The sequence below is a fragment of the uncultured Campylobacter sp. genome (assembly GCF_938045595.1).
In the GTDB taxonomy this organism is placed as follows: Bacteria; Campylobacterota; Campylobacteria; order Campylobacterales; family Campylobacteraceae; genus Campylobacter_B.
The window spans coordinates 1-2,029 of the sequence record NZ_CALIBB010000295.1 but is presented as its reverse complement, the minus strand read 5'-3'; the positions used below and the strand labels follow the sequence as shown (position 1 = coordinate 2,029).

Here is a 2,029-nt window from a genome sequence, read left to right as displayed (position 1 = left end):
ACATTAGGAATTTTGCCAAGTATTCATCCTGAAAAAATTCAAAAATTAAAAGTAGTCGTATGTGTTGAAGGTTATACGGATATTGAATTTCTTAAAAATATTAATAAAAACATTATAGATTTTAAAAATATAGTTGACTTAGAAAATGAAGCTATATTGATGATTTTTTTAGGTGGTGCCTCTATTCAACATTATGTAAACTATAATTATTTAGTAAAATTGAATATCCCGCAGATTCATATATATGATAGCGATTATAATCAAAAAGACACAGCTAAACACTATCAGTACCAAAAGTATTTAGATAAAGTTATAAATTCTGGCAACATAGGCTATCTTACAAGGAAGGCTGAAATAGAAAACTACATACATCCAGATTTAATTAAAAGCGTTTATTTAATAGAAACTTGTTTTCACAATAAAAGTGACGGTTGGTTAGAAGAATGGAATAGTCTTGATTTATCAAATTTTATTAATCAAAATGTAGATAAGACAAATAAAGATATAGAACCTATATCCAGTCCTAGAACATCAAAAAAATATATAGCTACTGAGCTTTCAAAGCAACTTACAAAAGAAATGCTTGAAGAGCTTGATGCTTTTGATGAAATAAAAGGGTGGTTCGAAAAAATAGCGGAGCTAATCAATAGATAAATTGCATAGTGTTTTAAAAATCAAAGAATTTTAAGTAGAGCCAAATATCAAGTTAGAGTTTTTAAAATTTCAGAATATAAGCTTTTGAGCGGCGCCGAAATTTTATTCGCGAACTGCGAGCGGTTGAAGGTGCGTTGGCGCTTTGCAAGCTGTACCGTGTGCAGGCTTACGAGCTGCTCGCACTGTGCCCGCGAGATCTGCCCGCGCAAAAGCTGCCCGCACTCCTTTAGCCCAATGCAGCCTAGCGCCCTGCACTCCGCACCGTAGCGAGCAAATAAAACCCCCGCCTCCTCTAAAAGCCCGCGCTCAAACATCGCCTTCGTGCGCGCCTCGATGCGCTGCGTAAGCCACTGCTTAGGCGCGTCGATCTCAAAAATTTTAATATCCGAAATGACGGGAGGGGCGGTGTTTTCGCGCAGAAATTTACTCGGCGCCTCGCCGCAAAATTTATAGATGCTTAGCCATTTTTTTAACCGAAAGCTGTCCGCCGCGCTAAATTTCGCGGCAAATTCCGGATCGATCCGCTGTGCTAGGGCGTAAATTTCATCGTTTGAAATTTCGCTTTTAAAATCGGGAACCTTCGGCGCTAGCCCGCTTAGCATCGCCTTTAGATAAAACCCGCTGCCGCCCGTGATTATCAAAGGCGCGCCGCTGCGCCCTGCGAAAGCCCGCGCGGCTGCGTATTCTTTAATAAACTCGCCGACGCTGAAGTATTCGTTTGGGTAGATTAAATTTACGCCGAAATGTCTGATCTCCCGCAGCTCCTCCTCGCTTGGCTTGGCGCTTGCGATGTCGATCTGCCGGTAAATGCAGAGCGAATCGAGGCTCAAAATCACGGCGCCGGTCTTTCGCGCGATGCTTAGCGCAAGATCGCTTTTGCCGCTTGCAGTAGTGCCGATGATCGCGATCTGCGGGCTTGCGTGCGAGTTTTGATTTTGGCTCAAGGCGTTTCCTTTCGTAAATTTTTCGTTCAAATTATATCAAATTTAGAGCTATTCTTACTTTTTTTTGATACAATGGTGCCCAAAATAAGGGGCAAAATGGCTAAATTTAAAGAAATTTTATCCGATATCAACGAATTAATAGTTTTTAAACACTCGGTTTTTGCGCTGCCGTTTATCTTTACGGCGATGATTACCGCGAGCAAGCTGCAAAACGGCTCGATATGGTTCGGCTGGAAGTTGCTTTTTTTAGGGACTTTATGCGCGGTGAGCGCAAGAAGCTTCGCTATGGCGCTAAATCGCTACTTGGACGAGGACATCGACCGCGCCAATCCGCGGTGCGCCTCGCGCCCTAGCGTGGACGGACGGATCGGGCGCGGGAATTTGTTGCTTTTTATCATCGCAAACGCGGTGGTTTTCATAGCGGTTTCGGC

3 protein-coding genes are annotated in these 2,029 nt (G+C 42.7%); 2 read left to right on the top strand and 1 reads right to left on the bottom strand.

Annotated features, from left to right (window positions below; all coding sequences use genetic code 11):
- On the top strand, window positions 1–654 hold a 654-nt coding region (locus tag Q0340_RS11395; RefSeq protein WP_298083399.1), incomplete at its 5' end, for a hypothetical protein.
- A 47-nt stretch (window positions 655–701) separates the two neighbouring features.
- On the opposite strand, the gene miaA is transcribed toward Q0340_RS11395, so the two are convergent.
- The gene (gene miaA, locus Q0340_RS11390; protein WP_298083398.1) at window positions 702–1,598 is read right to left on the bottom strand and encodes a tRNA (adenosine(37)-N6)-dimethylallyltransferase MiaA; all 897 of its coding nucleotides are present in this window, start codon (window positions 1,596–1,598) and stop codon (window positions 702–704) included.
- A 96-nt stretch (window positions 1,599–1,694) separates the two neighbouring features.
- Here miaA and Q0340_RS11385 point away from each other — a divergent pair.
- Window positions 1,695–2,029, top strand: a 335-nt coding sequence (locus Q0340_RS11385) for a UbiA family prenyltransferase (RefSeq protein WP_298083397.1), incomplete at its 3' end; no start/stop codon positions are given.